The organism is Pectobacterium aroidearum, assembly GCF_041228105.1.
Classification (GTDB): Bacteria; Pseudomonadota; Gammaproteobacteria; order Enterobacterales; family Enterobacteriaceae; genus Pectobacterium; species Pectobacterium aroidearum.
In genome coordinates this window covers 4,869,486-4,892,553 of record NZ_CP166097.1, presented here as the reverse complement: position 1 = coordinate 4,892,553, position 23,068 = coordinate 4,869,486, and the positions used below count along the sequence as shown (strand labels likewise).

The following is a 23,068-nucleotide window of genomic DNA, read 5'->3' as shown; positions in this document are numbered from 1 at the left end:
ATATGTACATTTGCGATAGCCCCATAGAAGAGAGCTGCTCTCAACACAGAGATGTATTTTGTTAACTGCTTCCAAATCTGGAAGGCTAGCTTTAGCAGTGATAAAGCTAAACAGCTTTACCCGATGAAGGTGGAAACACGAATACCAGAACCGCTTTTACACCATCCTGAGATATACGCTTTAGAAGCATTATCAGTTCCATCAATCCCTCTTACTGCAAAGAAACATCTTCCCTGATTACCTTTTCCGTTCTGGCAAGTGCCGTAATCTGGCGTTCTACACAGGAACGATGAGCTCACTTTGTCCCTTAAATTGCAATATAAGTTTGTATTGTTGCATTTATTGCAATATATTTAACTGTATAAATAATCAGTTTAGGCCATCATATGAATCGTAAACCCAATACACAGGCTGTACTGCTTACACGGAAACAAGTGGAGGCACTACAACGTTTACGGGAGCAAGAGAGTAAGCGCTCTGAGCTTGGTATCACACCGTCAATCCATGAAGTTGCCCGCCGCCTGATGGACAAGGTGTTAAACAAAATAGTGGGGTAACGGCACAGCGCTTTTAGTTTGTTGGTTTTTTGGCAAATCGAGAGAGGCCATCAACGACCATCAACACGTTTCTACAGGAAAAGATATCCATGTTTAATTTTAAGCATCTTCTCGGTGGCTCCCAGGCAAATAGCTCAAACAGCAATGATGTTATTCAATCTGCTGATGAAAAAGAGCCGATTAAGGTTGCCCGTCCTAATCAACATAGCCGGGGGCATAACGTTGCGGTTTCTAATGAGGCTAAAGAAAACCCTATCCTTGCTATTCGTCTGCTGAAAGACACTGACCTGTCATCCAAGAAAATCAAGGCGAAGCTGGTATCTGCACCGCAGGGATTATCCGTATTTACCCAAAAATTTATGGAAGAGAACGATCCTAGCTGGGAATTTCAGGACGATGAGGAAAAGGCACGGACAGCGCTGACTTACTCTGTTCAGAACGGTGATAAAAACGGTTTTAGTTCGGCCCGTAACGCTGCCACAAAAGCGTTGAAGAAAATGGAAGAGCCCTTGACTGATGATGAGCTTCAGGCGCTGGCGGCACGCTCCACCCAAATGATAAATGACTCCGATCCTAACTCGATAGATAATCTGAATGCGCGCCGTAAGGCCGATGAAGAGTACAAAGAGACGCTGGCTCAAGCCGCCGCACGTCGCAATCAGCAATTCCGTGCAACGGGTGCAGTTTTGCCCGGAGACAGTCGGTTAGTCAGCGGTAAAGCCGCTAATCCAGTGAACGAAGCCGCAAAGATTAAATCTCAACTGGATGCAGGCTTACCGATCATTGATATGCCGCCTCGTTAATTGGGTGAATGCTTATGAGAACGTTCAGCCATTTAAATCTTGAGGTACAGAATAGCGACTTAGCCGCCAGAAGTGCATTAGGTCCCTATTCTCCGGTACGGCAGCGGAGTGGGGCTTTTGCTGGTGGTGAAGAGCCTCAAGCCGCTGAACAGGAGAGGCAACCGCAGCATTCCAACTCACATTGGATAGCGGTGAGTAAGGAAGCCAAGAGTAACCCCATATTCGCACTCAAGTTGATTAAACGGGGTAAGCCGTACCAGCAGGCTATCGATATTCTGTCAGTAAGCCATCGGCACCTCAGCCACTATACCAAACGTAAAATGATTACGGCTTATCCTGGCTGGGAATGCTTGGATACGGAAGATCGTAATATGGCGGCGTTTATTTACAGTTCACTGAATAACGATGCCAATGGATATCACGCTGGTTTTAACGCTGCGTTGGTGGCATTAGAGAAATACGTCGAGCCAGTCACCGTTGAAGATTTTATTTCAATAGCATCCCTGTAGTAGGTATCCAAATCTGCTCAACTGCTGGACTAAATATTTTTTTATATCGTAACCGGAATAAGGAACAGCCAAGAAGAACTGGTTTATCTACATGGGGCATTCGAATGCTATATGAGCAGGAGTGATAGTTAAGCAAGGAAAAAGTATATGCTCACCATATAATGTTCTGGTTGCTGCTTGCGTTCACTTAAATAGCGCATTACTGAGGCAATACTTCTATGTGCATTGACTTCCTCATCTACCTGTGTAGATTAACTTTGTGCATTGATGCCGAGCCAAGTACGCACAGGATGTCATTCCCCCGTAAGAGTAGAGCTATTTAGTACTCCATATGCTCGTTAGTATGAGGAACACGAAATGCCAAATTTATTAGAAAGTGATAAGTTGCTAAATGATTGGATTGACATTCTAAAAGATTACATCACCCATGTAATGGGTATAAATACATCAAAAATAAATCATGATGCTGACATGTGGTTGGCTAATAGGATGCACAGATTACCACGTATAAACCCTAGAAAAATATGGTTGTCAGATGTTTTCAAATGTCCTGAGGAACTAGAATTAGGTTGGTTGAATTTAAAAAATAAAATTGAAAGTGGAGACGATTTAGAACCCCATCTTAGTCGAGGGATAAACAGGTTAGATGACAAAGATGGGATGCTTTCTCATTGGGGGGTTAATCATTTTCATTTGGGAATAGAAAAGGACTTGAAACATCCAAACTTAGTTCAAGGAGGGAAGAGTATTTTATATGCTATTTTAGATGATGATAATTTTTACGCTATATCTATCTTGGGTCATGGTCATTGGGAAGATGTTAATTTATTGGATGTAACAAAAAGAAATTGGCCGAATATGATTTTTTTTAATCATTCTTTAAAAGAAATCTCTCCATCTTTTGATGATGATTTTTTGTTTAATTCTAGAAAAAATAACTTTAATACAGTAACTAGATTGAATGATGACTCTTTTTTTATTTCACATGGGGTTACTGTGGCTGGTACGAGTACTATGTCAGCATTTAAGGCTTGCCATGTCAGAAGAATATGGGGGGGTATTCAATTTCAGGTTGAAGAAATTTTATCGAAAGATAATTTATCTGAAAATAAACTAGATGCTTCTTTGATCCTAAATGAGGATAAATCTACTTTTAGTGTATATCTTCCTCAGCTAAATAGAAAAATTAATGTAGATGAAAAAATTACAATCCAAAATTTAATTAATAGTTTTAGATCTTGATAGGTGTGAGAACTCAAAAAATGAATGATGCTACAGAGACGAGGGTCAGTGGGTTTATTTTTATTAGTGAATTATTTGTGGTTGTGGTAATAAATAGAATAGTAGTTATTACGAATTATTCTTCCTTAGGTGGTTTTTTTACGATGATGTTGAATATGGCGAGTCTCAAGGTGTTACCAGCGAACTATAATGTGTTAAGAAACAAATTTCATTCGCTACCGCTCAGGCATTGACTAGTGTTACACGCAAAATTCAGGAAGCACAAAAAACTGTATTTCAACAGAATCTGGAGAACCCTACGCCTTTTACAATCAATTCTCTGGGGTCTGTAGGCGCTAGGAAAAATGATTTAAACGCCAGAGTATTTGTCCGCGATATCGCTGCTAGCTATTTAGAGCCATTTGAATTCGGTGGTGTTCATAAGCTGAATAGCCAAGCGTTGCTCAATCCCAAAAATATTAAGCTGAATAAACACGGTAACCTGACCCGTAACAAGATGTCGCAACTGAAAGCCAAGTCGGATGTGTTTATTGGTGATATCGGCGGCGTAAATGGTGTCTGGCAGCGCAGAAAGACGAAGAAGATAAAGAAAGGGAAAAAACGGCTGAAGCGATCACAAAATGGGTCTCGTCGTTCTCGACAGAAGATGCCAGCGCCAAAGTTGTTGATTCGTTTTGGTGACGCACTGCAAGTCAACCCAACACTAGGTTACATGGACAGGGCTGACACAATGGCAGCTGCATTGATGCCGGGCGAGTTGAGTCGAGCGATAGCAGAAGCGATGAGGACGGCGAAATGATGGCAACAAATGACAACGGTTATCATCTATAAAAAAATGGGTCCTTCCTGGCACTTTTGTAAAGCACGGGCATTGCGCGCCGTGTTCTTTCACTAGCTATCAACTTTTGAATTTGATTCACACTTTACACTTCACAGTTTTGTTGATGGATTGTTACAAGCCTTTGGTGGCAAGGCGTCGCGGGGAAGTGGAGCAGGATTTGATTTACAGTTTGATTCACACTTTTCATTAAAAAGTGTGAACCCTTCACAGTTTTTAGTGTGCACAAGTGTGAAGGGTTCACACTCTGCATGTCAGAGGGAATATTTTTATGTTGATGTCAGTAAGCCAGTACGCCGACCATGCCGGGATGAGTCGCCGGGCATTCTATAACTGGGAGAGCAAAGTGGGCTTTCCCCTGCGGGTTAGCGGTAAGGTTGATTCAGATGCCTGTGACGCTTATCTGTCTCGGTATCGTGACAGTCATGATCCGCGAGCACAGAACGCCAAGAGCAAACCTGTGCTGGCCAGAAAGAAAAAGGCAGGTAACGAGCTGGTGGAAATGAGCGTCGCTGAGATTAGGCAGCATCTGGCGAATTGTACTGGCCAGGCGGTTGGCATGGATGGGCATGAACGCGCTGCACTGTCTGCTAAGGCTGTAGGCCTCTATTTGAGTGAAGGGCCTGATAACCCGCCAATCACGTTTGGTGGCTACCGTCTGTCTATCGTCGAAACGCCAGCGTGTGAAATTGGGGAGATTATTGCTGGTGGAGCCTTTGGGCTATCTGATGCTGATGTGGTGTTTGAGTGCCGGGACTATACGCTGACGCTGATGAGTGATGAAACAGGGCCAATGGCGATACGTGAGGTAGTTCCTTCACTGCTTTATGTTCTGGCCGAAGATGCTTAGACAGGCATTAAGGTCTGCTTGCACCTTCGCTTTGCTGGCTATTCGTTATATCCAGTCATCAGAATTAAAAGCTATTATCTAGGATTAAAAGGATAAACAGCTATGATGAAACAAGAAAAAATTGAGGCAGTGATGGAAGAACTGGCTAAGCAGCAAGGGCATGGACTTAACGGGCAGGATCGTTTTGTTCTCCGCACTCGCATTGCGGCCACTTTGGCAGCTAAAGAGCGTCATCGCCAGCGGATGAACTCAGAGCCTTATGAGTGGAAGAGGCCATCTTCAAAACGCTGATAGTGTAAAATTCCAGCTATGCTGTTACTTGCTTTCTTTTCGATTGAGCCATGTGCTGATTAAAAACAGTGCCATTGAGCCAGCAAGATTAACAGCTAGTTCAGCATGCCGCGGCGAAGGCTTGACTGCCGCTCGACTTTTTCCATGGGCATCCCCTAGACGATTTCTCAATGTTCCTAAGCCATTTACCACAGCCGAGCATCCGCCTAAGATCTGCTTAAAAACACTCTCAGAATGTTGATCGCTTGATAGATTTAACTCATAAGATACCTGTTTATATAGCTCTGACATTTCGATATTTTTATTGTTATAAGGGACTTCCATTTCATCCAGTATATGTTTGCATACAGTCTCTAAAAGAGTTCTTGATGAGGTTATAGCCCCATCAGGATCTGTGTGTCGTCTTTCTAGTGCTTTCAGCCATACCGCATGAACACCATCCTCATTAAAGGATTTCAAAGCATCTGTGATGACTTCATCAGCCGGCACGCTATTTTTCCCTTCGAGATAATCTAGAAGGGGGCGGAATTCATCCCAAATATAGATGCGGCGTTCGGCATAGGTGGAGAATTTGAACTTAATGAACTGCCAGAATTGATCAAGGGATCTGCATTTTCGGACGAATTCTGGAACAAGTTGTTGATATTGTGGTTTCTCTAAAAAATATGAGCGTAAGACACCATAATCATCTGCTGGGGTACTGCCATTAGTTGCGGCATTCACCATAATCTTCTGAAGATATTCAGCTTTTTCGCTATCAGTGATCAAAGTATCGAGAATGGAGATCATGGAAACACCTTACTATATTAAAGAGTTGCCATATTACGGCGAGTCCGTTTATTCGTTCAATATTGTTCGGTAATGTTCACAGAGTGGTGTAGTCAATGGTGTAGTCAGTTTAAATAAAAAACGCCCGTCATTTCTGACGAGCGCCTTATAAAACAATGCGATACAAACTGTTATCAGTTCATGCCGTATTTTTTCAATTTCTTACGCAGAGTACCGCGGTTGATGCCCATCATCAGGGCAGCGCGGGTTTGATTACCGCGGGTGTATTGCATCACCATGTCCAACAGTGGCTGTTCAACTTCAGCCAGTACCAGCTCATAAAGGTCACTTACATCCTGACCGTTCAATTGAGCAAAATAGTTCTTCAGTGCCTGTTTAACCGAGTCGCGCAGGGGTTTTTGGGTTACCTGAGCCTGAGAGTTTACAGTGGAAACGGTCAGTACGTCAGAATTCACGCGTTGTTCGAACATAGTTCTGTCAGCTCTTTTTCTGTTTACGCAAGATTTTCAAAATATGCCTTCAACGCCTCCAGCTGCTCGCTGGCATCCTCAATGGCGTTGAATGTGCGCCTAAACTGGTCGTTTGGGGCATGCTCCTGGAGATACCAGGATACGTGCTTACGAGCGATACGAAATCCCTTGCCTGGACCATAAAAGTCGTGCAATTCCCGTATATGCTCGATCAACAAGCGCTTGACCTCTGCCAACGGCATTGGTGCCAGCAACTCCCCTGTGTCCAGATAATGCTGGATTTCCCGAAAGATCCAGGGTCTTCCCTGAGCGGCTCGTCCTATCATCAGGGCGTCAGCCCCGGTGTAGTCAAGAACCGCTCTGGCTTTATGCGGGTCTGTAATGTCGCCATTCGCAATAATAGGAATGGAAACGGCCTGCTTAACTGCCCGAATGCTGTCGTATTCCGCGGAACCATTGAACAGGCACGCACGGGTGCGTCCGTGAATGGTTAACGCCTGAATGCCACAGTCTTCAGCCAGTTTGGCAATTTCTACACAGTTACGATGCTCTGGTGCCCAACCGGTACGGATCTTCAGTGTCACCGGTACGTCTACCGCTTTCACCACCGAAGAGAGGATCTGTTTGACCAAATCCGGATACTGCAACAATGCAGATCCTGCCATCTTGCGGTTCACCTTCTTCGCCGGGCAGCCCATATTGATGTCAATGATTTGCGCGCCGGAATCAGCATTGATTCTCGCTGCCGCCGCCATCTCATCGGGGTCACAACCGGCAATCTGCACGGCTCTGATACCCGGTTCATCGCTATGGACCATTCGCAAACGCGACTTGTCTGAACGCCACACTTCCGGGTTGGAAGAAAGCATTTCAGACACGGTCATTCCAGCGCCCATCGCATGACAGAGTGCTCTAAATGGGCGATCGCTAATACCAGCCATTGGGGCTGCTATCAAGCGATTACTAAGCTGAAATTGTCCAATGTGCATAGACAAAAATTGACCATACTGTGCCTGCAAGGGCGCGTATATTACGCATTTTTTACGTCAGATGAAAGGCCAAACTTTGACCAATTTACGGCTATCGATCAATGAAAATGCAGTTCGTAGAAGCATATGAAAATATTATTCATATTTAACAGTATGTTATGTTTTTGTGCTGGTTTTTTGCTCGGTAAAATATTCATCTGCTTACAGAATTTTATCTGTAAGCGCGGTCATTTTGAGTGGAGATACCACAGCCTATCAAGGATTTATCAGTGAAATGCTTGGTTAATGCGGTAAAAAAGGGCGGTGATTGAGCAGAGGCTGGCCGACAGACGGTCAGACCAGCCTCGCTACGTGGCTTAATGGATGATGACGCGGCCATTAAGTGGCTGTATAGGGCGATTATTGGCGTGATGCATGACCGAGCGGAATTGGTTGATTTGTTCAGTAGAGGCGGTGACGGGGTGATCCAGCACCAGCCAGCGAATACCCTCTGAGCATGGCGGCGTGGTGAGCGACCCACTAAACCGATAGTAGTTTAATGACGTCGGTAACAGGCTCTGAATCGCGATTGGCGTGTGCACCTCCTCCGCCTGATTAACCTGAGCTGGAATCTGCTGCCATGTCATGGCTAACGGTAGATTGGCCTCTCCCTCCTGAAACATCAGCGCAATAACGGTAAGCGCGCCGCTTGCGTCTTTATAGACAAAATGGCTTTCCAGCGGAAACTGTTTACCGTCAATTTCATTCTCGCTCGGTGCGTGGAAGTGAAACTGCTGTAAGGAGAATGTCTCGTTATCCAACAGCAGTGTATTCCCCGGACCGACGTTAACCTGAACGGTATGTCCATTGTTGATGATTTGCTGTGTCCCTGGCAGGAAGGCTAGCTGTAAAGGATCGTGCTGGGCGTTCAGTGCCTGGCGGATATTGATGGGAGATTGGTTTTTACCGGTTTCACACAGCGAGAAGTCTGGGGACAGCTTTCCCCAATGCGCCGGATCGCCGTTGCCTTCGTAGCCCCAGTGCACCGGATCGGCCGCCAGTGCGGGAAAGCAGGCTGACAGCATCAATACGATAGAGAGTTTACCCTTCATTTTTCATCCCTTAAAAATAATGATACGGCATCGTTGAGCGCCGGGCGCAGGTGCGTCCGGTCACTTGCCGGCCAGAATAATACGCCAGCTTATCGGGAGAAATCATGAGGTATAACAAGAAGAAGCTCGCCCACCGTTGGTACACGGCGGGCGGAGCGGGGGAGAGATAACGTGATTAAGACGCGCGGCGTTGACCGGTAATGCGGCACCACTCTTCGCGTTCTGCCACCGGATCGAGCGTGAACTTGTCTGTGTAGGCTTCTGCGACGCCGTCGGCCTGCGTCGCCAGTACGCCGGACAGGCCGAGGTGGCCGCCCGCTTTAGGTAAATCGCTAATCAGCGGTGCCAGTTCGCGCAGCGGGCCAGCAAGGATGTTGGCGACAACGACATCGGCAGACAGGTCGGCAGGCTGGTCTTTCGGCAGATACAGTTCAAGACGCTCAGAAACGCCGTTACGCTGCGCATTGTCTCGGCTGGCCTGAATCGCCTGCGGGTCGATATCAATCCCGATGGCGCGTGCGGCACCCAGTTTCAGAGCGGCAATCGCCAGAATGCCGGAACCGCAGCCGAAATCGATGATGGTTTTCCCTTCCAGATCCAGTCCGTCGAGCCATTGCAGGCACAGCGCGGTCGTTGGGTGGGTACCGGTGCCAAACGCCAGACCGGGATCGAGCATGACGTTGACGGCGGTTGGGTCAGGAATGTCACGCCAGCTTGGGCAAATCCACAGACGTTTACCGAACTGCATCGGGTGGAAGTTATCCATCCATTCGCGTTCCCAGTCTTTGTCTTCCAGCTGTTCGATTTTGTGTTTAAAACCAACGCCTAGCAGCGGCTCTTGCTCCAGTATGGCGATAACGTCGTTCATGTCGGTTTCAGCATCGTACAGCGCAATCGCGTCGGTATCGCCCCACAGGCGGGTTTCGCCCGGCAGCGGTTCGAACACCGGGGTATCGTGGGTATCCTGAAACGTAACGGATACCGCACCGCTTTCTATCATGGCGTCACCCAGTTGTTCAGCAACATTTCCTGAGGTGTTTATTTTCAGTTGAATCCACGGCATAGCAGTCTCTATTACATTTAAAGTGAAGATGAAGCGGCAACTGGCGCTGGTGGATTATGACCAAAGCGGTTGCCAATAATAAACGCCATCAGGCTGAGTAACAGCGATGGCACAATCGGGTGATATCCGGCCAGTTGAAGATTGAAGCTGGCCAGTAAGGTATAGCAAATCGCCCCGCTGAACATAGCGCTAAGCGCACCTGCGGCATTCGCGCGTTCCCAGTACAGGCCCAGCACCAGCGGCCACAGGAACACAGCCTCCAGTCCGCCAAACGCCAGCAGGTTCAGCCAGATGATCATATCTGGCGGCCGTAAGGAAGCCAGTAGCACCAGCAGACCCAACAGTAGTGTGGTCATGCTGGACAGGATCTTGATGCGACGTTCGTTATGGATCTGCTGTGGACGTACGCTGAGATAGAGATCCTTGATGATCGTCGCGGAAGCCTGAAGCAGATGCGCATTAATGTTGGACATGATAGCGGCCATTGGCGCAGCGAGAAAGATCCCGGCGGCCAGTGGCGGTAGTACGGTGACCATCAGTGCCGGTAACACCTGATCGGGAATCGTCAGATTTGGCATCACGGCGCGGCCCAGCGCCCCAGCCAGATGCATGCCGAGCATCAGAATGCCAATGACGATGGTACCGATAATAATCCCGCGGTGTAGCGCTTTGCTGTCGCGATAAGAGATACAGCGAACGGCGGTGTTCGGCAGGCCAATAACACCGAAGCAGACCAGCACCCAGAATGAAGCCATAAACGGCATCGACAGAATACCGCCGCTGCCCTGCGGCGAGACCAGCATTGGGTCGATCTGTTGCAGTTTATCCACCGCGCTGTGTAAACCGCCAGCGGCATAGATTACGCCGACTAGCAGGATGACGGTGCCGATCAACATCACGATGCCCTGCATCGCATCATTCAGCACGCTGGCACGGAAACCGCCAAACGTGGTGTACAGCGCAATAGTAACGCCGAAAATCAGAAGGCCGATGTCGTAAGGGATGTTCGCTGCGGTTTCCAGCAGGCGTGCGCCGCCGATGAACTGGACAGCCATGGCACCGATAAACGCGACCAGCAGGCTGATGCTGGCGAACCACACCAACAGCGGGCTGTTATAGCGGGCGTATAGCATGTCATTCAGCGTGATGGCGTTGTAGCGCCGCGCCAGAATGGCGAATTTTTTCCCCAGAATGCCCAACGACAGCAGCATGGTAGGAAGCTGGATCATTGAAAGCAGTACCCAGCCCAGCCCGTATTTGTAGGCGGCACCCGGTCCGCCGATAAATGAGCTGGCGCTGACGTAAGTGCCGATCAGCGTCATTGCTAGCACAAACCCGCCCATTGAGCGGCCGCCGAGGAAATACTCGTTAAGAAAATTACCCGCCTGACGGCGACGGTACGCATAGACCGACAGCCCGAAAACCAGCAGCAGATAGCCAATCAGCGGCAATAAAATTTCAATTTGCATCGTCACTCTCCAGTGAGATATCGCGGAAAATGACGCGAACCATCAGCCAGCACAGCAGCGTAAACACGAGCGGCAGCAGCAGGCAGGCCATCTCAAACCAATGTGGAAGGCCGGTTATCCCTTGTATGTTGTCTGGCAAATAGGCGGCAAGCGCCCAGGCCACTAAATAAACCAGCGTCAGGCCAAAAGCCCAGCGGGCTTCTCTGTGCGCCTGAGGAAAGCGTGTATCCATGTTCTTCTCCACCGTAAATGGGAGGATTAGCCCGTCATTTTAGGGCATGAGTATTGTTATGATCGTCGTGATGACGAAAGCGGGAATTTTACGGCATGTGGGCCAATTGACTAGTAAGAATTACGCCATTGGCGTAAAAGCCCGCTATGGGGTACTCATCGTTTGGTGAAAAAACGGCTTTACCATTGGGGAATAAAAAGAGGGGGTTAGTGTGTCACTTTGCCGCTCTATTTCGGTCTGGTGAGCAACAGAGCAAGACGGAAATAAAATTTATCTCGCCACAAAATAATACTAAATGAGTATTTTTGCTTATTGATCTTGAGGTAATTAGCGAATGATGGACGTCACATCGCATAATTTTCTCAGGAGAAGGTTTACTATAGGGCTATTATTTATCACCTGCTATTCCTGAGCAGAATATTAGCGGTGCGCAAGGGAACATAATAATAACGCTAGCGTTATTGGCGCTGTTGTAGGTCGTGTTGCCGATGTTTTAGTGCTCAATATCTCAGTGTCTATGTTAAAGATGAACCAAAGGAGTCGTTATGTCAGTTTCAGCAAGAAATCAGCTTTCGGGTGTTGTGTCTTCCATTGTTGAGGGGGCGGTAAACAATGAAGTCGCATTGACTCTGGAAAGTGGAGATAAGTTAACGACGGTGATTACACGAGCCAGCTGTCAATCTATGGACCTAGCCGTTGGCAAGCCGGCGATTGCTCTGGTGAAAGCCCCCTGGGTTATTCTGGCATCCGCCGAATGTGGTTTGAATTTTTCTGCCCGCAATCAGTTTCACGGTAAGGTGAGTTCCGTTACGAAAGGCGCCGTCAACTCGACGGTACAACTGGTGACTGCGGGTGGATTGACGCTGACCTCAACCGTGACCAATGAGAGTCTGGAAGAGATGAACATTGATGTGGGCAACGAATTAATCGCGCTGGTTAAAGCGTCCAGTATTATTCTGGCTACCCGGAAATAATTGTCGGTTTCTGTCGCGAAATATAACGATCACTGCCGATAAACGACGGATATATACGGGTTTATCGGCCTATTTTTACCGCAGAATATTTTTTCCTTCGATGTGTCCCCGCGTAAAACGTATCTTATTTTTCGGGTTCAAATGACCACATCAGGTATCGCTGGAAATGTGATTGGGATGATTAATCCTCAATGGGATTATTTAAGAGATAGACATCGGCATAAATAACAAAGGCCAGCGTAAGCTGGCCTTTTGACTCGATTGCGAAGTGTTTACTGCAAGCCGAGTTTCTTCTCCAGATAGTGGATGTTCGTGCCACCTCTCTGGAAGTTTTCGTCGCTCATGATCTTCATCTGAAGTTCGATGTTGGTTTTAATACCATCGATAATCAGTTCAGCCAGCGCGTTCTTCATACGCGAAATCGCGATTTCGCGCGTTTCGCCGTAGGTGATCAGCTTGCCGATCATGGAATCGTAATACGGCGGTACGGTATAACCGGCGTAAATATGCGATTCCCAACGGACACCAAAGCCGCCCGGCGCGTGGAAACGCGTGATTTTACCCGGGCTTGGCAGGAACGTGTTCGGATCTTCCGCGTTGATACGGCATTCTACCGCATGGCCGCGAACCTTGACGTCTTTCTGCTTGATGGACAATGGCAGACCGGCAGCGATGCGCAACTGCTCTTTGATCAGATCCACGCCGGTAATCATTTCGGTGACCGGATGCTCTACCTGAATACGGGTGTTCATTTCAATGAAGTAGAACTCACCGTTTTCGTACAGGAACTCGAACGTACCCGCACCGCGATAGTTGATATCGATACAGGCTTTGGCGCAGCGATCGCCGATATTGCGACGCAGTTCGTCCGTAATGCCCGGTGCTGGTGCTTCTTCCACCACTTTCTGGTGGCGACGCTGCATGGAACAGTCACGCTCGGCCAGATAGACAGCGTGACCCTGACCATCGGCCAGAATCTGAATTTCCACGTGACGTGGGTTTTCCAGATATTTTTCCATGTAGACCATGTCGTTGTTGAAAGCCGCTTTGGCTTCCGCACGGGTCATGTTGATGGATTGTTCCAGCTCTTTGTCGCTGCGCACGACGCGCATACCACGACCACCGCCGCCGCCAGAGGCTTTGATGATGACCGGATAGCCAATGCGTTTTGCATGAACACGGTTAGCATCCATGTCGTCGGTCAGAGGGCCATCAGAACCTGGTACGGTTGGGACACCCGCTTTTTTCATGGCGGTGATGGCAGACACTTTGTCGCCCATCAGGCGAATGGTTTCTGCGCGCGGGCCGATGAAGATAAAGCCAGAGCGTTCAACCTGCTCGGCAAAATCCGCGTTTTCGGACAGGAAACCGTAGCCAGGGTGAATCGCGACGGCCCCGGTGATTTCCGCAGCGGAAATAATCGCAGGGATGTTCAGATAGCTTTTTGTTGACGGTGCTGGACCGATACACACGGTTTCGTCCGCCAGCAATACGTGTTTTAAATCGCGATCCGCACTGGAGTGAACGGCGACAGTTTTGATGCCCAGTTCTTTACAGGCACGCAAAATACGCAGCGCAATCTCTCCGCGGTTAGCGATAACGATTTTATCTAGCATGATAAGCCTCGTTATTCGATGACAACCAGTGGCTCGTCAAATTCAACCGGCTGACCGCTTTCAAGCAGAATGGCTTTCACCACGCCCGCTTTGTCGGCTTCGATCTGGTTCATCATTTTCATGGCTTCGACGATGCACAGGGTATCGCCAACATTGACTTGCTGACCCACTTCCACGAACGCTTTCGCGTCTGGGCTTGGGGTGCGATAGAAGGTTCCAACCATTGGAGAACGAACGATGTGTCCACTGATGGCAGCCGGTGCGGCGGCAGCTTCCACTGGCGCTGGTGCAACGGCGGCGGCCAGAGCAGGCTGTGGCTGCATCATTGGGGTCGCGTAGGCCTGTTGCATCATCGGGTAGTTAACTGCTGCTGGGGCACGACTGATACGTACTGATTCTTCACCTTCAGAAATTTCCAGTTCGGCGATGCCGGACTCTTCAACCAGTTCGATCAGTTTTTTGATTTTACGAATATCCATGGATGTGGTTCCGTACTCTTTTGTTTAATTGGAAGTTGACAGGCGTTTGACCGCCGTCTGTAAAGCATACTGATAACCATCTGCCCCCAGGCCACATATCACGCCTACCGCAACATCAGAAAGGTAGGAATGATGACGAAAAGGCTCACGTGCATGCACGTTGGACAGATGAATTTCGATAAACGGAATCGAGACCGCCAGCAGGGCATCACGCAGCGCAACGCTGGTGTGTGTGAATGCCGCCGGGTTAATCAGAATGAAGTCTGTGTTTCCTCTGGCCTGATGGATGGTATCGATCAGAACATGTTCCGCGTTGGATTGCAGATGGGAAAACTTCACGTTCAATGCCTGCGCCTGTGTTTCCAGTTCGCTGACAATGTCTGCTAGCGTCGTCTTACCGTATTTGTCGGGCTCTCGGGTTCCTAGCAGATTCAGGTTTGGACCGTTCAAGAGCAAAATGTGAAACTTTTCTGCCATTGTGCTGCTATCTCCCGCGATTGACCAAGATTGCCAAAACCGTGTCGCACAAAATAGCGCGAAGCTATTCGTTTGTCACCTTTCGTGATGCAAATTGTCCACCCGAGAAATTAAAGTCGTGCATTATAACTATATCGTGGCAATTCGCAGCTAAATACTGGTCTTATCTGCGGAGATATTCCTACACCAGGGCGTGAAACGGCGTCAGCTTTACGGCAGCCCACAGTCGGGTTTTCCTGTGCTAGCGCGGCGTTTAGCGCCACCACTGGCGAAATTTCTTATAACGGAGCAGCAGCAATATCAGTGCCGCCAGCGCATACAAAATGGGCTGTGGAGACAGCGTTTTAACTGACCAAAGATAGTGGATAGGCGCAAGAATGGCGACTAAATAGACAAAATTATGCAGTTTTTGCCATTGCGATCCCAACTTGCGCATCATCATCTGTGGCGAGGTCACTGCCAGCGCCAGCAAAATCAGCCAGCTTATGACACCTAGCGTCAAATAAGGACGGGATATCAGCTCCTTACCCAACAGCGCCAGATGATCCAGACCCAACTCCAACAGCGCATAGCTCACCAGATGTAACGTCGCCCAGAAAAAGCACCACAGCCCGAGGAGCCGACGACAGCGAATAAGCAGCGGCTGCTTGCCATAGCGCGCCAGTGGCGTGACCAACAGCGTCGCCAGCAGCAATTTCAGCGCCATTCTGCCGGTAAAGTGCTGGATATCCTTGGCCGGATCGGCGCTGAACCACCCTTGGTCAACCGACAATATCAGCCACAGCAGCGGCAGAAAACCAGCCAGATGGAGTAGCACTTTTAACCGGGTAATGTGTTGTAGCGTCAGTCTCATGCTGATGTGAATTCCTATCCTGACAAGGTGTTATTGGCTAGACGTCTTGTGTTATTAGCTAGGCGTTTTGTTTTATTCGCTAAAAGTTGTCGCGCAGATTCAAGCCGCGATACAGCGAAGCGACCTGTTCCGCATAGCCGTTGAACAACAGCGTGGGTTGACGCTCAACGTTAAGCAGGCCGCCTGAACCGATGACGCGTTCTGTTGCCTGCGACCAGCGCGGGTGATCCACATGGGGGTTAACGTTGGCGTAGAAGCCATATTCGTCTGGAGCCGCCAGGTTCCACGTGCAGGGTGGTTTCTCACGCGTGAATCGGATATGTACGATGGATTTGATGTTTTTGAAGCCGTATTTCCACGGCGTGACTAACCGGATGGGAGCACCATTCTGCGGCGGCAACGTTTTGCCGTAAACACCGACGGCCAGCAGCGCCAACGGGTTCATGGCTTCATCCAGCCGTAGCCCTTCTACATAGGGATAATCTAACCCGCCGCCCATGAAGCGATCTTTTTGTCCCGGCATCTGTTCCGGGTCGTAAAGCGTCTGAAACGCCACGTAGCGTGCGTTGCTGGTGGGTTCGGCGAATTTAATCAGTTTGGCCAGCTCAAAACCGACCCACGGAATCACCATCGACCACGCCTCAACGCAGCGAAAACGATAGATTCGCTCTTCCAACGGAAAGCGTTTGAGTAAATCGTCGATATCCAGCGTGAGGGGTTTGGCGACATCGCCGTCTATCTTGACGGTCCAGCCTTCGGTTTTTAACCCGCCAGCATTGGCTGCAGGATCGGCTTTATCGAGCCCGAACTCATAGAAGTTGTTATACCCCGTGACCTTATCTTCCGGCGTGAGCGGTAAATCGAGTTTCCAGTCTGCAGGTTGGCTAAACGTGAGCGGTTTACCCGGCGGCGCTTTGGGTTTATCAGCACCTTTAAACCAGGCCAGCAGGTCAGCCTGTGCAGAAAACGGCAGCGCGAGCGCCGCAGCGGAAATGCCCAGCGCTTTTAGTACGCGTCGGCGCTGATAGAAGAGGGATTCCGGGGTAACGTCGGCTTCCGTGGGTTTGCGATGTTTGTGCATGTGAACTCCCGCCAGTCATTATTATTGTTGACGCAAAGTGGCGTTTTTACTGTTTACCGTTCACTTAGTTATAGATGACTTGCGGTAAAAACCGCGACAGGAGAGATGAAATACTTTTTTGCAGGGTGTAACAGCCACCCGCGGCGCAGGTGGCTGGATCAACGAAAGGTGTTAGCTGATTTTCACCAGCGTGCGGCCAGTGACTTTATTTTCCAGCAGCGCAGCGGCAGTGGCAGGGACGTCTTCCAGCCCGATTTCCTGCGTGACTTGCTGGTAAAACGACTCTGGCAGGATGGTAGCCAGACGCTCCCATGCCTGCTGACGGCAAGCCAGCGGTGCCATAACGGAATCCACACCTTGCAGGCGAACATTACGTAAAATAAAAGGCATCACGGTAGTCGGCAGCGCAATGCCGCCAGCCAGACCACACGCCGCGACCGTCGCGTTGTAATCCATCTGCGCCAGCAGCGTCGCCAGTACGTTATCACCGACGGTATCCACCGCGCCGGCCCAGCGTTGTTTCTCCAGTGGGCGAGGGCTTCCGCTGAATTCGCTGCGATCCAGCACCTGTTTGGCACCCAGTTTCTTCAGGTAATCGGTGTTGTCAGCACGGCCGCTGACGGCGGTTACCTGATAGCCTAGCTCTGCAAGCAGGGCGACCGCAGTACTGCCTACGCCGCCGCTGGCACCAGTCACGATAATGTCGCCGCTTTCTGGCGTGATGCCGCCGTCCTCCAGCGCCATGACGCACAGCATCGCGGTGAAGCCCGCGGTACCCAGAATCATGGCCTTACGTGCATCCAGCGAAGCGGGCAGGGGAACCAGCCAATCGCTCTTTACGCGAGCCTGTTGCGCCAATCCGCCCCAGTGGTTTTCACCCACGCCCCAACCGGTCAGGATGACGGGCTGGCCGACGGTAAACCGATCGCTGTCGCTGTGGCGTACGGTGCCTGCAAAGTCGATCCCAGGAACCATCGGGAAGTTACGAATAATCTTGCCTTTGCCGGTAATGGCAAGCGCATCTTTATAGTTAATGCCGGACCAGTTGATATCGACAGTTACATCCCCGGTGGGAAGCTGCTCCGCGTCAATCTCGCGAATCTGAGCGTGGGTCAGTCCGTCTGACTGTTCAAGAACTAAAGCCTGCATGGGCTATCTCCTGTAGCAGGATGAAAATGGGGAAGTCATTAACGACTATATACCCGTCATACTTCAAGCTGCATGTGCATTGGCATCGCTTAGTTACCCAAATCACTTACTTGAGTAAGCTCATTGGGGTGCCCTCGCTTGCCGCCTTCCTGCAACTCGGATTATTTAGGGTATAGTTATTACAGGTACTATTTGTTAATAAAGTACTGTTTGTTAATGAAGGTACTATGTTGCTGACCTATGCGAACTGATAAAAAACAACAAACTCGCAGAAATGACACTTATTTGGAATAGGACGCAGGGATGGGATTTACGACCAGATTTTCGATACTTGTGGTATTGCTGACGGTTCTCGCCATTTTTCTTATGCTTTTCAGTAGCATATTTAGCCTCTGTTATTACAGCCAGCTGCGAACTGAGCAGCAGTTGCGTGAGGTTACGGCCAGTATCGATCAGGCGTTATTAGTGCAATCGCCTGAGAATATCCAATATTGGCTGCCGAGCATGATGAAAACGGCAGGCATTGTTGTGCTGGATATTCAGGATAACGATTCGACCCTCTATTCAATACAGCTCCCTGAGGCCGGCTGGGAACGCACGCACCTCTATCATGAGGTCGAATTTCCACTGATGCACCACCTGAACATGACGATAGCCATACGGTATGTCGATCCGCTGATTGGCTTACCGCGCTTTGTGGTGTCGATGCTATCGGTGCTGTTGGCTGCGGGTCTGATGCTTTTGATGCTGTACTTCTCCATCCGCTGGCTGCGCCGTCAGGCTGCGGGACAGGAAGAATTGGAAGAACGCGCGCAGCGTATTCTCAAGGGCGAACGTGAATCGGTTATGCAGGGGTCGGTACGTGAATGGCCGGTCAACACCAGCGGGGCGCTCGATCAACTGCTGTCTGATTTAGTGGAGGCGCGGGAGGAGCGCGGGCGAGTTGATACCTTAATTCGCGCGTTCGCCGCACAGGATGCCGAAACCGGGCTGAGTAATCGTCTGTTTTTTGATAACCAACTGACCACGCAGTTGGAGGATGGCGAAGAAGTGGGGACGCACGGCGTCGTCATGATGATCCGCGTACCCGATTTTGAAACTTTGCAGGAAACGCACGGTTATAGCAGTGCGCTTCAGGAATACCGTTTCACGCTGGTCAATCTGCTGTCGACGTTTGTCATGCGCTATCCCTCCGCGCTGCTGGCGCGTTATTTCAGCAGCGATTTCACCGTATTACTCCCTCATAGCACGCTAAAAGAAGCCAATGCGATTGCCACGCAGCTGGTGAAGTCCATCGATATTCTCCCTGCCTGCCAGTTGATCGATCGGGAAGAAGTGCTCCACATTGGTATCTGTGCCTATCGCGGCGGGCAAAGCGCCGAGCAGGTGATGGAAAGTGTGGAAGACGCGACGCGAAATGCGGTGTTGCAGGGCGGTAACAGCTGGTGCGTGTTTGACAGACAAGTGCCAGAGAAGGGGCGCGGCAGCGTGAAATGGCGCACCTTGCTGGAACAGACGTTGGCGCGTGGCGGTCCGAGGCTGTATCAGAAACCCGCGGTCACCAAAGAGGGCGTGGTACATCATCGCGAAATGATGAGCCGGATCTACGATGGGGAACAGGAACTGCTCGCCGCGGAGTATATGCCGCTGGTTCAACAACTGGGGCTGGCAGCCAGCTATGATCGACAGCTTGTGGCGCGAATTATTGATTTGTCCGCGAACTGGCCGGGGGAAACACTGGCTTTGCCGGTAAGTGTGGACTCACTTTTGCAGAAGCCTTTCCTGCGTTGGCTGAAAGAAGTCTTACTACAATGTCCGAAAACGCAGCGGCAGCGCATTTTATTTGAACTTGCAGAGGCAGATGTTTGTCAATATATCGGCCGCCTGCGCCCGGTTCTCACTGTGATCCTGGGATTAGGCTGTCGTCTGGCGGTAACGCAGGCGGGTTTAACGCTGGTCAGTACGACATATATCAAGTCACTCCCCGTGGAGATCATCAAGCTTCATCCCGGTTTGGTGCGCAGTCTTGAACGTCGTCCGGAAAATCAGCTGTTTGTACAAAGCCTGACCGAAGCCTGTAAAGGCACGCAAACGCGAGTGTTTGCCGCTGGCGTGCGGACCAAAGAGGAGTGGCGAATGCTGTTGGGCAAGGGGGTCTATGGTGGGCAAGGGGATTTTTTTGCCGCATCAGTCCTTGTAACGGATGAGCTGAAAAAATATTCATCGCGGCATCGCGTTTAATATAAACGTCCTGTTCAAATTGACGTAGAATGAGGCGGTTGTTAAATCGGTTAGTGTGTGCTTACGATAGCGGCAATCCGATTAAATGTTAGATTTTATGTCCTGTGTTAGCGCAATTCTGTCGGGGAGACAGTGGTAAGATGCCTTGCCGCCTGAGGAGAAGGCATTTTGTGCCTTCTCTCTGACGCCGACGTGCGCAACGCAGACTCATTTTTCACCGAAGCAGAGCATTTTCGTGCCTTGTCGCTGCTTCGTGTGGTTGGTAAAGTAGGCGGATTTATTTTTCGCCCCCAGCTTGCAGGATTATCCTTTAGTTATGTTTAAGAAATTTCGTGGCATGTTTTCCAACGACTTGTCCATCGACCTGGGTACCGCCAATACCCTGATTTATGTTAAAGGGCAGGGCATCATACTGAATGAACCCTCTGTGGTTGCGATTCGTCAGGATCGTGCTGGTTCCCAAAAAAGCGTGGCGGCAGTAGGCCACGACGCTAAGCAGATGCTGGGCAGAACGCCTGGGAATATCGTGGCGATTCGCCCGATGAAAGACGGCGTTATTGCTGACTTCCAGGTCACGGAAAAAATGTTGCAGCACTTCATCAAACAAGTGCATAGCGACAGCTTTATGCGTCCGAGCCCACGCGTGCTGGTGTGTGTTCCGGTGGGAGCAACACAGGTTGAGCGTCGTGCGATTCGCGAATCTGCACTGGGTGCGGGTGCCCGTGAAGTGTTCCTGATCGAAGAGCCGATGGCGGCAGCGATCGGTGCTGGCATGCCGGTATCCGAAGCGACGGGCTCCATGGTCGTGGATATCGGTGGTGGTACCACGGAAGTGGCGGTGATCTCGCTGAACGGCGTGGTGTACTCCTCTTCTGTCCGTATTGGCGGTGACCGCTTTGATGAAGCGATCATCAACTACGTTCGTCGTAACTATGGTTCACTGATCGGTGAAGCAACGGCGGAACGTATCAAGCATGAAATCGGCTCCGCTTATCCGGGCGACGAAGTGCTTGAGATTGAAGTACGTGGCCGTAACCTTGCTGAAGGTGTGCCGCGTGGATTTACGCTGAATTCCAACGAAATTCTGGAAGCGCTGCAAGAGCCGTTGACGGGTATCGTCAGCGCGGTTATGGCGGCGTTGGAACAGTGCCCACCGGAACTGGCCTCTGATATTTCCGAGCGCGGTATGGTGTTAACTGGCGGTGGCGCACTGCTGCGTAACCTGGATCGCTTGCTGATGGAAGAGACTGGTATTCCGGTCGTGGTGGCTGAAGATCCACTGACCTGTGTTGCCCGTGGCGGCGGCAAGGCGCTGGAAATGATCGACATGCACGGTGGCGATTTGTTCAGCGAGGAGTAATCCTGTCTGGAAAAGGGGGGACCGGATGGATGAACGCCTGCGTTTTTCATCTCTCGTGGTTACCCCTTTTTTATTTGCCTGAGCGAATGAAATCCGCCCTACGGGGCTGCCGCTTTGTGACGTTAAAAATCGCCAGGAGCGATTTGAGGTTGCTGTCGAGGAATACGCAAATTTTATGAAGCCGCTTTTTAGCAGGGGACCTTCCCTGCAATTACGACTTTTTCTTGCTGTCGTTACCGCGATTGTCGTGATCGTTGCGGACAGTCGGCTCGGTTCGTTCGTCAAAATCAGAACGTACATGGATACCGCCGTCAGCCCATTTTATTTTCTGGCAAATGGGCCCCGTCAGGTTCTGGACAACATGTCCGCCTCACTGGCGACCCGTGAGCAATTAGGCCTTGAAAATACTGCGCTGCGTCAGGAGCTGTTGATGAAAAACAGCGACCTGTTGATGTTAGGTCAGCTCAAGCAGGAAAATGCGCGGTTACGTGAACTGCTCGGCTCGCCACTGCGTCAGGATGAGCAGAAGATGGTGACGCAGGTGATGTCTGCCGGAACCGACCCCTACAGCGATCAGGTAGTGATTGATAAAGGTCAGACGAACGGCGTGTATGAAGGGCAACCGGTCATCAGCGATAAAGGCGTGGTGGGTCAGGTTGTGGCGGTTGGGCAGTTTACCAGCCGGGTTTTGTTGATTTGTGATGTTTCCCACGCGCTGCCCATTCAGGTGCTGCGCAACGATATCCGCGTGATTGCTGCCGGTAATGGCTGCGCCGACGATCTGCAACTGGAGCATTTGCCTAATAATACCGATATTCGCGTCGGTGACGTGCTGGTCACATCGGGGCTGGGCGGACGTTTCCCTGAAGGGTATCCGGTCGCGGTTGTGTCATCGGTCAAAGCTGATACACAGCGCGCCTATACGATTATTCAGGCACGCCCGACGGCGGGGCTACAGCGCCTGCGCTATCTGTTGTTACTGTGGGGCGTGGAGAACAACTCCAATACCTCGTTGCCGCCAGCGGAGGTCCATCGGGTTGCCAATGAGCGACTGATGCAGATGATGCCGCAGGTGTTACCGTCGCCTGACGACATGGGGCCTCCGTTGCCTCCTGATACCGCTGCGCCCACCGCCGAGCCGCAGAGAGGCCGCCAATGAACCGTTATCGCAGGCATGGCAACTGGATTATCTGGCTTTCTTTTCTGATCGCCATGGTCTTGCAGATTATGCCGTGGCCGGATGAAATCTACATGTTTCGCCCCTCCTGGCTGACGCTATTCCTGATTTACTGGGTGATGGCATTGCCACATCGGGTGAATGTCGGCACAGGATTTATATTAGGTCTGATTATGGACCTGATTCTTGGGTCTACACTGGGAGTACGGGCGCTGGCGTTGAGCATTATTGCTTATCTGGTCGCCTTTAAATTCCAACTGTTCCGAAATATGGCGTTATGGCAGCAGGCATTAATCGTCATGCTATTGTCGCTGCTGATGGACCTCACGGTATTCTGGGCAGAATTTTTAGTTATTAATGTCTCTTTCCGACCAGAAACATTCTGGAATAGCGTCGTGGATGGCGTACTCTGGCCGTGGCTGTTCCTCCTGATGCGTAAAATTCGTCGTCAGTTTACTGTGCAATAAG

At 50.1% G+C, this 23,068-nt stretch carries 23 protein-coding genes and 1 pseudogene; 11 read left to right on the top strand and 13 right to left on the bottom strand.

Annotation, left to right across the window (positions count from 1 at the left end; genetic code table 11):
- Nucleotides 1-646 precede the first annotated feature (646 nt).
- The 6 genes and pseudogenes from AB8809_RS22070 (at nucleotide 647) to AB8809_RS22045 (ending at nucleotide 5,090) form a co-directional block, all read left to right on the top strand.
- Nucleotides 647-1,360: a hypothetical protein gene (locus AB8809_RS22070; RefSeq protein ID WP_349856783.1), complete on the top strand. Its 714-nt coding sequence runs from the start codon at nucleotides 647-649 to the stop codon at nucleotides 1,358-1,360.
- A 14-nt stretch (nucleotides 1,361-1,374) separates the two neighbouring features.
- The gene (locus AB8809_RS22065; protein ID WP_349856782.1) at nucleotides 1,375-1,869 is read left to right on the top strand and encodes a hypothetical protein; all 495 of its coding nucleotides are present in this window, start codon (nucleotides 1,375-1,377) and stop codon (nucleotides 1,867-1,869) included.
- Nucleotides 1,870-2,226: 357 nt separating this feature from the next.
- On the top strand, nucleotides 2,227-3,111 hold the full coding sequence (locus tag AB8809_RS22060) for a hypothetical protein (RefSeq protein ID WP_349856781.1): 885 nt from the start codon (nucleotides 2,227-2,229) through the stop codon (nucleotides 3,109-3,111).
- Between the two features lie 155 nt (nucleotides 3,112-3,266).
- Nucleotides 3,267-3,910 (top strand): annotated as a pseudogene (locus AB8809_RS22055) (hypothetical protein).
- A 310-nt stretch (nucleotides 3,911-4,220) separates the two neighbouring features.
- Complete coding sequence (locus AB8809_RS22050; protein ID WP_349856780.1) at nucleotides 4,221-4,799, top strand: hypothetical protein; 579 nt, start codon at nucleotides 4,221-4,223, stop codon at nucleotides 4,797-4,799.
- A 102-nt stretch (nucleotides 4,800-4,901) separates the two neighbouring features.
- Nucleotides 4,902-5,090: a hypothetical protein gene (locus tag AB8809_RS22045; protein ID WP_349856779.1), complete on the top strand. Its 189-nt coding sequence runs from the start codon at nucleotides 4,902-4,904 to the stop codon at nucleotides 5,088-5,090.
- Between the two features lie 24 nt (nucleotides 5,091-5,114).
- Here the strand turns inward: AB8809_RS22045 and AB8809_RS22040 are convergent, their stop codons facing one another.
- The 7 genes from AB8809_RS22040 to AB8809_RS22010 form a co-directional block, all read right to left on the bottom strand.
- Entirely contained in the window at nucleotides 5,115-5,879 is a 765-nt protein-coding gene (locus tag AB8809_RS22040) for an abortive infection family protein (RefSeq protein ID WP_349856778.1), read from the bottom strand.
- A gap of 173 nt (nucleotides 5,880-6,052) precedes the next feature.
- The gene (gene fis / locus AB8809_RS22035; RefSeq protein ID WP_005975342.1) at nucleotides 6,053-6,349 is read right to left on the bottom strand and encodes a DNA-binding transcriptional regulator Fis; all 297 of its coding nucleotides are present in this window, start codon (nucleotides 6,347-6,349) and stop codon (nucleotides 6,053-6,055) included.
- A 23-nt stretch (nucleotides 6,350-6,372) separates the two neighbouring features.
- Nucleotides 6,373-7,338: a tRNA dihydrouridine synthase DusB gene (gene dusB / locus AB8809_RS22030; RefSeq protein ID WP_040038093.1), complete on the bottom strand. Its 966-nt coding sequence runs from the start codon at nucleotides 7,336-7,338 to the stop codon at nucleotides 6,373-6,375.
- Nucleotides 7,339-7,694: 356 nt separating this feature from the next.
- Nucleotides 7,695-8,429, bottom strand: coding sequence for a carbonic anhydrase (locus AB8809_RS22025; RefSeq protein WP_349856777.1), 735 nt, complete (start codon nucleotides 8,427-8,429; stop codon nucleotides 7,695-7,697).
- 175 nt (nucleotides 8,430-8,604) lie between these two features.
- Nucleotides 8,605-9,492 carry a 50S ribosomal protein L11 methyltransferase gene (prmA, locus tag AB8809_RS22020; protein ID WP_205947228.1) on the bottom strand — a complete coding sequence of 296 codons (888 nt, stop codon included), beginning with the start codon at nucleotides 9,490-9,492 and terminating at the stop codon, nucleotides 8,605-8,607.
- A gap of 17 nt (nucleotides 9,493-9,509) precedes the next feature.
- Entirely contained in the window at nucleotides 9,510-10,961 is a 1,452-nt protein-coding gene (panF, locus tag AB8809_RS22015) for a sodium/pantothenate symporter (protein WP_012772965.1), read from the bottom strand.
- Complete coding sequence (locus AB8809_RS22010; protein WP_349856776.1) at nucleotides 10,951-11,193, bottom strand: YhdT family protein; 243 nt, start codon at nucleotides 11,191-11,193, stop codon at nucleotides 10,951-10,953. The genes panF and AB8809_RS22010 overlap by 11 nt, the downstream gene beginning before the upstream one ends.
- A gap of 545 nt (nucleotides 11,194-11,738) precedes the next feature.
- On the opposite strand from AB8809_RS22010, the gene AB8809_RS22005 reads away from it, so the two are divergent.
- The gene (locus tag AB8809_RS22005; RefSeq protein WP_012772967.1) at nucleotides 11,739-12,167 is read left to right on the top strand and encodes a molybdopterin-binding protein; all 429 of its coding nucleotides are present in this window, start codon (nucleotides 11,739-11,741) and stop codon (nucleotides 12,165-12,167) included.
- 272 nt (nucleotides 12,168-12,439) lie between these two features.
- Here the strand turns inward: AB8809_RS22005 and accC are convergent, their stop codons facing one another.
- The 6 genes from accC to AB8809_RS21975 form a co-directional block, all read right to left on the bottom strand.
- Nucleotides 12,440-13,783, bottom strand: a complete 1,344-nt coding sequence (gene accC / locus AB8809_RS22000; protein ID WP_012772968.1) for an acetyl-CoA carboxylase biotin carboxylase subunit — start codon at nucleotides 13,781-13,783, stop codon at nucleotides 12,440-12,442.
- Nucleotides 13,784-13,794: 11 nt separating this feature from the next.
- Nucleotides 13,795-14,262, bottom strand: a complete 468-nt coding sequence (gene accB, locus AB8809_RS21995) for an acetyl-CoA carboxylase biotin carboxyl carrier protein (RefSeq protein WP_012772969.1) — start codon at nucleotides 14,260-14,262, stop codon at nucleotides 13,795-13,797.
- Between the two features lie 24 nt (nucleotides 14,263-14,286).
- Nucleotides 14,287-14,739, bottom strand: coding sequence for a type II 3-dehydroquinate dehydratase (gene aroQ / locus AB8809_RS21990; protein WP_012772970.1), 453 nt, complete (start codon nucleotides 14,737-14,739; stop codon nucleotides 14,287-14,289).
- Between the two features lie 253 nt (nucleotides 14,740-14,992).
- Complete coding sequence (gene msrQ, locus AB8809_RS21985; RefSeq protein ID WP_194431449.1) at nucleotides 14,993-15,592, bottom strand: protein-methionine-sulfoxide reductase heme-binding subunit MsrQ; 600 nt, start codon at nucleotides 15,590-15,592, stop codon at nucleotides 14,993-14,995.
- A gap of 79 nt (nucleotides 15,593-15,671) precedes the next feature.
- The gene (gene msrP / locus AB8809_RS21980) at nucleotides 15,672-16,673 is read right to left on the bottom strand and encodes a protein-methionine-sulfoxide reductase catalytic subunit MsrP (protein ID WP_349856775.1); all 1,002 of its coding nucleotides are present in this window, start codon (nucleotides 16,671-16,673) and stop codon (nucleotides 15,672-15,674) included.
- A gap of 171 nt (nucleotides 16,674-16,844) precedes the next feature.
- Nucleotides 16,845-17,822 (bottom strand): MDR family oxidoreductase, encoded by a 978-nt coding sequence (locus AB8809_RS21975; protein WP_349856774.1) that lies wholly within the window; start codon nucleotides 17,820-17,822, stop codon nucleotides 16,845-16,847.
- Nucleotides 17,823-18,125: 303 nt separating this feature from the next.
- On the opposite strand from AB8809_RS21975, the gene csrD reads away from it, so the two are divergent.
- From csrD to mreD, 4 genes are all read left to right on the top strand, one after another.
- Nucleotides 18,126-20,063: an RNase E specificity factor CsrD gene (gene csrD, locus AB8809_RS21970; RefSeq protein ID WP_349856773.1), complete on the top strand. Its 1,938-nt coding sequence runs from the start codon at nucleotides 18,126-18,128 to the stop codon at nucleotides 20,061-20,063.
- 316 nt (nucleotides 20,064-20,379) lie between these two features.
- Nucleotides 20,380-21,423 (top strand): rod shape-determining protein MreB, encoded by a 1,044-nt coding sequence (gene mreB / locus AB8809_RS21965; protein ID WP_010300322.1) that lies wholly within the window; start codon nucleotides 20,380-20,382, stop codon nucleotides 21,421-21,423.
- 175 nt (nucleotides 21,424-21,598) lie between these two features.
- A complete protein-coding gene (gene mreC / locus AB8809_RS21960) occupies nucleotides 21,599-22,582 on the top strand; it encodes a rod shape-determining protein MreC (RefSeq protein WP_181848312.1) in 984 nt (327 codons plus the stop codon).
- The gene (gene mreD, locus AB8809_RS21955) at nucleotides 22,579-23,067 is read left to right on the top strand and encodes a rod shape-determining protein MreD (protein WP_012772977.1); all 489 of its coding nucleotides are present in this window, start codon (nucleotides 22,579-22,581) and stop codon (nucleotides 23,065-23,067) included. Before mreC ends, mreD begins: the two co-directional genes overlap by 4 nt.
- Nucleotide 23,068 lies beyond the last annotated feature (1 nt).

Bases quoted from the DNA above. Each gene is read 5' to 3' on its own strand.
- msrQ (WP_194431449.1), bottom strand. From the start codon at position 15,592: ATGAGACTGACGCTACAACACATTACCCGGTTAAAAGTGCTACTCCAT.
- prmA (WP_205947228.1), bottom strand. From the start codon at position 9,492: ATGCCGTGGATTCAACTGAAAATAAACACCTCAGGAAATGTTGCTGAA.
- AB8809_RS22060 (WP_349856781.1), top strand. From the start codon at position 2,227: ATGCCAAATTTATTAGAAAGTGATAAGTTGCTAAATGATTGGATTGAC.
- AB8809_RS21975 (WP_349856774.1), bottom strand. From the start codon at position 17,822: ATGCAGGCTTTAGTTCTTGAACAGTCAGACGGACTGACCCACGCTCAG.
- csrD (WP_349856773.1), top strand. From the start codon at position 18,126: ATGGGATTTACGACCAGATTTTCGATACTTGTGGTATTGCTGACGGTT.
- aroQ (WP_012772970.1), bottom strand. From the start codon at position 14,739: ATGGCAGAAAAGTTTCACATTTTGCTCTTGAACGGTCCAAACCTGAAT.
- accC (WP_012772968.1), bottom strand. From the start codon at position 13,783: ATGCTAGATAAAATCGTTATCGCTAACCGCGGAGAGATTGCGCTGCGT.
- AB8809_RS22050 (WP_349856780.1), top strand. From the start codon at position 4,221: ATGTTGATGTCAGTAAGCCAGTACGCCGACCATGCCGGGATGAGTCGC.
- AB8809_RS22005 (WP_012772967.1), top strand. From the start codon at position 11,739: ATGTCAGTTTCAGCAAGAAATCAGCTTTCGGGTGTTGTGTCTTCCATT.
- AB8809_RS22010 (WP_349856776.1), bottom strand. From the start codon at position 11,193: ATGGATACACGCTTTCCTCAGGCGCACAGAGAAGCCCGCTGGGCTTTT.
- mreC (WP_181848312.1), top strand. From the start codon at position 21,599: ATGAAGCCGCTTTTTAGCAGGGGACCTTCCCTGCAATTACGACTTTTT.
- AB8809_RS22025 (WP_349856777.1), bottom strand. From the start codon at position 8,429: ATGAAGGGTAAACTCTCTATCGTATTGATGCTGTCAGCCTGCTTTCCC.
- mreD (WP_012772977.1), top strand. From the start codon at position 22,579: ATGAACCGTTATCGCAGGCATGGCAACTGGATTATCTGGCTTTCTTTT.
- AB8809_RS22045 (WP_349856779.1), top strand. From the start codon at position 4,902: ATGATGAAACAAGAAAAAATTGAGGCAGTGATGGAAGAACTGGCTAAG.
- AB8809_RS22065 (WP_349856782.1), top strand. From the start codon at position 1,375: ATGAGAACGTTCAGCCATTTAAATCTTGAGGTACAGAATAGCGACTTA.
- dusB (WP_040038093.1), bottom strand. From the start codon at position 7,338: ATGCACATTGGACAATTTCAGCTTAGTAATCGCTTGATAGCAGCCCCA.
- accB (WP_012772969.1), bottom strand. From the start codon at position 14,262: ATGGATATTCGTAAAATCAAAAAACTGATCGAACTGGTTGAAGAGTCC.
- AB8809_RS22070 (WP_349856783.1), top strand. From the start codon at position 647: ATGTTTAATTTTAAGCATCTTCTCGGTGGCTCCCAGGCAAATAGCTCA.
- mreB (WP_010300322.1), top strand. From the start codon at position 20,380: ATGTTTAAGAAATTTCGTGGCATGTTTTCCAACGACTTGTCCATCGAC.
- AB8809_RS22040 (WP_349856778.1), bottom strand. From the start codon at position 5,879: ATGATCTCCATTCTCGATACTTTGATCACTGATAGCGAAAAAGCTGAA.
- msrP (WP_349856775.1), bottom strand. From the start codon at position 16,673: ATGCACAAACATCGCAAACCCACGGAAGCCGACGTTACCCCGGAATCC.
- fis (WP_005975342.1), bottom strand. From the start codon at position 6,349: ATGTTCGAACAACGCGTGAATTCTGACGTACTGACCGTTTCCACTGTA.
- panF (WP_012772965.1), bottom strand. From the start codon at position 10,961: ATGCAAATTGAAATTTTATTGCCGCTGATTGGCTATCTGCTGCTGGTT.